The 1,634-nt window shown below is 44.4% G+C and carries 1 protein-coding gene; it reads left to right on the top strand.

Annotated elements, in window-relative coordinates; all coding sequences use genetic code 11:
• The coding region (gene purH, locus GY683_RS01780) for a bifunctional phosphoribosylaminoimidazolecarboxamide formyltransferase/IMP cyclohydrolase (protein ID WP_297287119.1) at positions 1 to 1,549 on the top strand (1,549 nt) is incomplete at its 5' end.
• Between the last annotated feature and the right edge of the window lie 85 nt (positions 1,550 to 1,634).

Genomic DNA, 1,634 nt, shown 5'->3' on the forward strand with positions numbered 1-1,634 from the left:
CCAACGCGCACTCATCAGTGTCTCTGATAAATCAGATATTGTTGCATTTGCACAAGCTTTAAGCGATAAAGGGGTAGAAATTTTATCCACTGGCGGCACTGCTCAATTACTCAGAGATCATGGCATTTCTGTCACGGAAGTTTCTGACTACACAGGCTTTCCAGAAATGATGGCTGGAAGAGTGAAAACATTACACCCCAAAATTCATGGCGGATTATTAGGGCGACGTGGTGTAGATGAGACTGTGATGAACGATCACGATATTTATCCGATTGATTTGCTCGTCGTTAATCTATATCCATTTGAACAAACCATTGCTAAACCTGATTGCGATTTAGCCACTGCGATTGAAAACATTGATATAGGCGGTCCCGCCATGTTGCGCTCTGCGGCTAAAAATCATGCTGCCGTCACGGTGGTGGTTGATACAAAAGACTATAACAGCATTTTAGAGGAAATGGCGGCTAATAACGGCGCAGTGAGTGAGGCAACACGCTTTGCTTTGGCTTGTAAAGTCTTTGCACATACAGCACATTATGATGCCGCAATTGCGAATTACCTCAGTCAAAACACAGCATTTCCGCCGACTCTCTCGCTGCAATACCAAAAAGTAGAAGCCATGCGCTATGGCGAAAACCCCCATCAAAAAGCCGCCTTTTATGCCGAAATTTCCCCCAAAGAGGTTTGTATTGCAACAGCAACACAATTACAGGGCAAAGCATTATCTTATAATAATGTCGCTGATACAGATGCTGCCCTGGAATGTGTCAAATCCTATGATGATAGCCCTGCTTGTGTGATTGTCAAACATGCCAATCCTTGCGGGGTGGCGATTGGCGAGAATATTTTGACGGCATACCATCGTGCTTTTAAAACAGATCCCACCTCCGCATTTGGCGGAATTATCGCCTTCAATCGCTCCCTTGATGCCCAAACCGCAAAAGCCATTATTGATCGTCAATTTGTTGAAGTGATTATCGCCCCCAAAATCGCTGAGGAGGCTAAACCCATTTTAGCCACTAAAACCAATGTGCGCGTATTAACTTGGGAAACTCCCCCTTTTAACAAAGGAGATATTGGCAAAACTTTGGATTTTAAACGAGTCAATGGAGGCTTATTGGTACAAGATCGCGATTTAGGCGTAATCACAGCGGCTGACTTAAAAATCGTCACTGAACGACAACCCACAGAAAAAGAATTACAAGATTTACTTTTTGCATGGAAAGTAGTCAAATTTGTCAAATCCAATGCCATCGTCTATTGTAAAGACGGCATGACAATTGGTATCGGTGCCGGGCAAATGAGCCGCGTTTACAGTGCCAAAATTGCCGCGATTAAAGCAACCGATGAAAAATTAGAAGTGAAAGGCAGTATCATGGCATCAGATGCCTTTTTTCCATTTAGGGATGGCATTGACGCTGCTGCTGACGTGGGCATTACTGCCGTTATTCAACCAGGTGGATCAATGCGCGACAAAGAAGTTATCGCAGCGGCGAATGAACATGATATCGCAATGGTGTTCACAGGAATGCGTCATTTTAGGCATTGATTTTTGTGCGTTTTTTGGTGTTCTTTGCATTCGCTCTGTGCGCTCTTTGGTCTACGCTCCTACAGCTCACGTTGCGCTCCCCAGA

It is taken from the genome of Moraxella sp. (assembly GCF_024227015.1).
GTDB lineage: Bacteria > Pseudomonadota > Gammaproteobacteria > Pseudomonadales > Moraxellaceae > Moraxella.